Source organism: Desulfofundulus sp. (genome assembly GCF_049701015.1).
Classification (GTDB): domain Bacteria; phylum Bacillota; class Desulfotomaculia; order Desulfotomaculales; family Desulfovirgulaceae; genus Desulfofundulus.
On sequence record NZ_JBNATZ010000419.1, the window covers coordinates 1 to 5,631 of the forward strand.

Here is a 5,631-nt window from a genome sequence, read left to right on the forward strand (position 1 = left end):
AAGGTCTTAAACCAGCAGAAGAGAGCCGGGAAAGAATTAAGGGAACAACTGGAGGAATCTTTTTCCACCCAATGCTATGTTATTACCTTAATGCTGCAAAAAGTGAAGAAAAATTGTAAATACCCGCCAGGTATGTGCGTGTGTTGCATACCTGGCTCTTTTTTTAAGGGGGGAGGGGGGTGAGTAAGTTGCTGTGGCGCACACATTTTTTGAGCGGTGCGGCTGCCGGGTTACTTCTGGCCGGCCAGCACACCGACTTACGAACAGCGGCCATATCCGCCGGCATTGCCGGTGTGGCCGCTCTATCGCCGGACCTGGACGACCCGCACTCGAAGCTAGGTCGGGTTGTGGCGCCAGCTGCGTGGGCAGTTCAAGTAACCTAGGCCACCGTGGACCGTTGCACTCAGTTTTGGGAGCTATGGTGATAATTCTACTGCCAGTCATTGTGTTACGCTTTTGGTACGCACCCGTATACGTATACAATCATTCAGCACTGCTGGTACTATCTGGTCACTTTTCCCATCTGTTAATGGATACCCTTAATCCCCAGGGTGTGTCCTGGTTATGGCCATTAAAAACTCGCTTCCGGGTGCCCTTAATTCGCACTGGCGGTCTAGTGGAACACTTTGCAGTAACACCGGCCATGTTGATTTTATGCAGTTGGCTGGTCTGGTCGCTTATCAAAATGTCGTAGAAAAACTTGAGACTGGCCCGTTCGCAGCTACTGAAAAATACGGCGCCTCGGGGAAGGTTCGCGTTGGTTGTCTGACCAAGAAAGAAATTCGCAGCTTGCGCCCGTCGAGGGGGGATAAATCACGTTGCTCAACGCTACTTCTGATACCAGTGATATGATTGAAGGAACCATTACAAGGTTTCTTTTAAAGACAGAAACTTTCGCCGTCATAATTATTAAAACCCCCAGTGGAGATATAAAAGCCCTGGGGGATTTTTGCAATATTTCCGAAGGGGAACAACTCTTAGTTAAGGGAATATGGCAGGAACACCCTAAACACGGACCCCAGTTGAGGGTCCATTACTGGGAAAAGGAAATCCCCTCCACGATTTATCTGCCTTTTCATTAACATTTTAGCAAGCTTTCTCAGCGGAAACTCACTATATAACTATTGTACCTTCACAAGTTATTTTAACATCAGTGGATATGAAAATTTTTTCTCCTACTTCAACTGTTATAGCACCACCAGGCTGTCTTACTACAATTTTATCCCTCATGCCCTGATATTTATTAAGGTAAATTCCTAATGCCATGCTTCCCGAACCACAACCTTTTTCAAACACATGGCTTTTGGTAGACCTTACATAGACAAATGGCTTGATTTCATACTCACCATTATTTATTTCATAGTATGGAATAATACCAATAGCATCAGATGAAACATTGGATTTAACAATATCCAGCACTTTGTAGTAATCATCCTCACCAAAATTTGACCATGATTTAAAAACAAAATGACTTATGCCCTCAAATAATACCATACTTCCTTTTATCTCCTTATGATTAATTTCAATAATTATATCGTTAATTGAAAGGAAGGGAGGCATTTCACATTTTGCGTAATACACATAATTAGAAAGCGCTTTTACATGACATCTTAACAGATTACTTGATCCTGATACATCTATAAAAAAATCTCCCTCTTCGCAAATTCCAGCATATACTGCATATACCGCAGTACAAAGGCAGGCGTTGCCACAAAATTCTCCCCCTGCCATTTCCATACCCAAAACTGAATTTATTTTTCTGGGAGGGACGATAAATCCTACCTGCTCGGCACATAGACCGTCATAACTCATTGCCTGTTCGGCTATTAGAGCATAATATTTTTTGGAGCAGTACTCTGTAACAAGAACTGTAGTGTTCTGACAAGGACTCATTTTGATGAAATTTAATTTCATAAGTATAACCCCCTCGCTATAAGGTGCTTAAAGGTTGTATCCAGAGCCTATTCCTTGAAGGCTCTGGATACAACCTCATCGAGCAAGTTCTCATCTACCAGATAGGGCAGGGTGATGTGGCCTTTTCCCTGGTATGCCCGGTTGAATTCGATGCTCGTCTCGAGTGAGTGCTCATTACGCGCCCAGGCCCTCCTGGCCACCCCTCCCATCACGTCCCAGAGAAGGGCGGATTTGATGATCCTGTCGACTCGTTCGCTGCCGTCCAGCACAAGGCCGAAGCCACCGTTGATCGCTTTGCCGATGCCAACACCCCCGCCGTTGTGCAGTGCTACAAGGCTCATCCCACGTGCTGCGTTGCCGGCGAAGCACTGTACCGCCATCTCCGCCATGACGTTACTGCCGTCCTTGATGTTGGCGGTCTCTCTGAATGGTGAGTCGGTGCCGCTAACGTCGTGATGGTCTCTCCCGATCATCACAGGCCCGATCTCGCCGCGCCGCACCATCTCGTTGAATTTGAGGGCGATCTTGACCCGCCCTTCGGCGTCCTGGTAGAGAATCCTGGCCTGGGAGCCAACTACCAGGTTGTTCTTCTCGGCATCCCGGATCCAGATGTAGTTGTCCCGGTCCTGCGGCCTGCGGTTGGGATCGATGCATTCCATCGCCGCCCTGTCGGTCTTGATCAGGTCTTCATGCTTGCCGCTCAGGCAGACCCAACGGAAAGGCCCGTAACCGTAGTCGAAAAGCATCGGCCCCATGATGTCTTCAACATATGAAGGCCAGATGAAGCCGTCTTTCTCATCCACCCCGTTCCTGGCAATCTCTTTCACGCCGGCGTCAAAGACCGCCTTCATGAAGGAGTTGCCGTAGTCAAAGAAGTAGGTGCCTCTTTCGACCAGTGTCTTGATCAGCTCGTAGTGGCGCCTCAGGCTCCTGTCTACCAGCTCTTTGAATTTCTCTCTGTCGGTCTCAAGCAGCCGTGTCCGCTCTTCAAAGGTGACCCCCTGCGGGCAATAGCCGCCTTCGTAAGCCACATGGCAGGATGTCTGGTCAGAGAGCAGGTCGACGTGAATGTTGTTCTTGACGATGTATTCCAGAAGATCGACCACATTGCCGTAATAGGCGATCGACATCGGCTCCTTCTTTCGGAGACATTCGTCAGCGATCCGGAAAGCCTCATCCAGGTCGTCGGTGACTTTGCTCACCCAACCCTGCTCATACCTCGTCTTGATCCGGGAGTAGTCTACTTCGGCGATGATCCCCACGCCCCGGGCGATCTCTACAGCCTTCGGCTGGGCGCCGCTCATCCCCCCCAGCCCGGAGGAGACGAAGAGCTTGCCGCGCAGGTCACCGTCGTGCGGGATCCCCAGCTTCAGCCTCCCAGCATTGAGGATGGTGTTGTAGGTGCCGTGGACGATCCCCTGCGGGCCGATGTACATCCAGCCACCAGCTGTCATCTGCCCATAGTTGGAAACTCCTAACTCCTCGGCGATCTCTTCGTCATAGGGGTTGTCGTACATGCCTACCATCAGGCCGTTGGTGATGATTATCCTCGGGGCGTCTGGCTTCGAGGGAAAAAGCCCAAGCGGATGGCCAGACTCCACTACCAGCGTCTGGTCCTGGGTCATGACTTCCAGGTATTTTTTGATCAATCTGTACTGTAGCCAGTTCTGGCAGACTCTCCCCGTCTCACCATAGGTGACTAGCTCATAGGGGTAAAGGGCAACTTCGAAATCGAGGTTATTGTCGATCATCAACTGGAAGGCTTTACCCTCGATACAGTTACCTCTGTATTCGTCGATCGGCTTGGCATAGATCCTCCCTGGGGGACGGAACCGGTAGGCGTAGATCCTCCCCCGGGTCATCAGTTCGTTTAGGAATTCCGGCGCCAGCTTCTCGTGCAGTTCCTCAGGCACATAGCGGAGGGCGTTCTTTAAGGCAAGCTTCGTCTGAGCCGGGGTCAGCCGGAACCCCCTGTTCGGCGCCCGCCTGATACCAGGTTCGAACTCCGGCATCTCCGGTAACTCGTTATCGAGCTTGATGGTCATCGCCTTCGAAATGTCAAGGTTGCCAATCATCCAGTCTCTTCCTCCTGATCCTCATTTTCTCTTGATTTTTCAGGTAGTTTCAATCAAACCTGCTGGAAATTGCCTCTTCCAGGTTGCTGGCGATGAGGTCGGCCTGGCTCAAAAGTGCTTTTCTCTCGGATGCGAGTTGCTCCCGAAGCTCAGGGTCTCTAAGCCCCTCGATGTTGATGGCGACGTTGTAAAGGGCGCCGACCAGCCCACAGCGCGCCATCTGCAAGGCCACACCGACATCGCTTAAGGCGTTCGGCTTCCCGTGCTTTACAGCCCACTCGCAGAGCCGCATGACTTCCAGGCAATCCCGTGCCACCTTCAAGGGGAGCCGGGCCGCTGCCAGTAGAGCGTCCTGGATCGTCTCGGAGCGCCGCTGGCGCTCTTCTTCGGTCTGCTTGGGCAGGCGGTAGGCAGCCATCACCCGGTTGAAGGTTGCGGTGTCTTCGCTGATGCTCTCTTTGAGGGAGGCTCTCAGCTGTTCTGCCTTCCCCAAGACCCCTTGAAGATCATCACCGCCGGTATCTTTGCCTTCGGTCAGCCGGGCAACCATCGCTACCAGCGCCGCTCCCAAAGCCCCGGCTAAAGCGGAGACACTCCCTCCCCCTGGCGCCGGTGAGGATGAGGCGACTTCTTCGATGAATCCCTCTACGCTCAGTTTTGTCAGCATCTCTTTTCCCTCCATCAGCTCTCCTGCAGCCTCTTCTCCAAAACCTGGTCAGATTTAAAGCCAGCAAGGCGCAGGTAAAAGGCAACTGCGTCAACAATGGCGTCCAGCGGCACAAGACCGACGATCTCGCTGCTGGTGATGTTCACTCCGTACCGCTCTGCTTCGCTCTTCACTGTCTCAAAGACCCGCGCCAGGGAGACCTGGCGAAAGTTGCAAACATTGATTGTGACCTGGGCAGTACCCGTTTCTTCGATCAGGATACCAAGGGCCTTGATGCTCGGATATCCGCCGCTGCTACCTCTGATCGATTTGGCGATCGCCTTGGCAATATTTACGTCGCTCGTGCCAAGGTTGATGTTATAGGCGATCAGCGGCGGCCTGGCGCCTACCGCTGTGGCACCTGCGCTCGGATGCATCTCGGCTGGCCCAAAATCGGGCTGCCTCTCAGGAGTCTTGATCGCTTCTTTGAGGCCTTCGTATTCCCCTTTGCGGATCGCTCCAAGGCTCCTCCGCTCAGGACGGATCGCCGCCTCCTCATAAAGGTAGACGGGGATCCTCAGCTTCTCCCCGATCTCTTTCCCAAGCTGACAGGCAAGTTCCACACACTCCTCCATCGTCACTCCGCTCACCGGGATGAAGGGGATGACGTCTGTCGCCCCGATCCGCGGGTGCTCGCCTCTGTGCTGCTCCATGTCGATCAGCTCAGCAGCTTTCGCCGTCGCAAGAAAGGCAGCCTCTTTAACGCTCTCCGGGCTCCCTACGAAGGTCACCACTGTGCGGTTGTGGCTGTGGTCAGAGCTGGAGTCCAGCAGACGCACCCCGCTTACGCTTTTGATCGTGTCCAGGATCTCCTGTACCACCTCCAACCGGCGGCCTTCGCTAAAATTTGGTACGCATTCCACGAGTTTCACTGCTCTACACTGTCAATTCTCACTTTAATTTAGCCCAACCCCTGCCCATTTTCGCAGACTAAAC

The 5,631-nt window shown here is 52.4% G+C and carries 7 protein-coding genes; 3 read left to right on the forward strand and 4 right to left on the reverse strand.

Features of this window, described 5'->3' with window-relative positions; translation table 11 throughout:
• Nucleotides 1–179: 179 nt before the first annotated feature.
• The 3 genes from ACPLUI_RS15030 to ACPLUI_RS15040 all read left to right on the forward strand — a co-directional run bounded on the left by ACPLUI_RS15030 (nucleotide 180) and on the right by ACPLUI_RS15040 (nucleotide 1,082).
• Complete coding sequence (locus ACPLUI_RS15030) at nucleotides 180–383, forward strand: metal-dependent hydrolase (RefSeq protein WP_424661049.1); 204 nt, start codon at nucleotides 180–182, stop codon at nucleotides 381–383.
• 35 nt (nucleotides 384–418) lie between these two features.
• Nucleotides 419–694 (forward strand): metal-dependent hydrolase, encoded by a 276-nt coding sequence (locus ACPLUI_RS15035; protein WP_424661050.1) that lies wholly within the window; start codon nucleotides 419–421, stop codon nucleotides 692–694.
• A gap of 154 nt (nucleotides 695–848) precedes the next feature.
• The gene (locus ACPLUI_RS15040; RefSeq protein ID WP_424661051.1) at nucleotides 849–1,082 is read left to right on the forward strand and encodes a YrrC family ATP-dependent DNA helicase; all 234 of its coding nucleotides are present in this window, start codon (nucleotides 849–851) and stop codon (nucleotides 1,080–1,082) included.
• A gap of 31 nt (nucleotides 1,083–1,113) precedes the next feature.
• Here ACPLUI_RS15040 and ACPLUI_RS15045 read toward each other — a convergent pair whose 3' ends face one another.
• The 4 genes from ACPLUI_RS15045 to ftcD are packed head-to-tail and all read right to left on the reverse strand — an operon-like array spanning nucleotide 1,114 to nucleotide 5,567.
• The gene (locus ACPLUI_RS15045) at nucleotides 1,114–1,914 is read right to left on the reverse strand and encodes a hypothetical protein (protein ID WP_424661052.1); all 801 of its coding nucleotides are present in this window, start codon (nucleotides 1,912–1,914) and stop codon (nucleotides 1,114–1,116) included.
• Between the two features lie 47 nt (nucleotides 1,915–1,961).
• Nucleotides 1,962–3,989, reverse strand: a complete 2,028-nt coding sequence (locus ACPLUI_RS15050; RefSeq protein WP_424661053.1) for a urocanate hydratase — start codon at nucleotides 3,987–3,989, stop codon at nucleotides 1,962–1,964.
• 49 nt (nucleotides 3,990–4,038) lie between these two features.
• Nucleotides 4,039–4,671, reverse strand: a complete 633-nt coding sequence (locus tag ACPLUI_RS15055) for a cyclodeaminase/cyclohydrolase family protein (protein WP_424661054.1) — start codon at nucleotides 4,669–4,671, stop codon at nucleotides 4,039–4,041.
• Nucleotides 4,671–5,567, reverse strand: coding sequence for a glutamate formimidoyltransferase (gene ftcD, locus ACPLUI_RS15060; protein ID WP_424661055.1), 897 nt, complete (start codon nucleotides 5,565–5,567; stop codon nucleotides 4,671–4,673). Before ftcD ends, ACPLUI_RS15055 begins: the two co-directional genes overlap by 1 nt.
• Nucleotides 5,568–5,631: the final 64 nt, after the last annotated feature.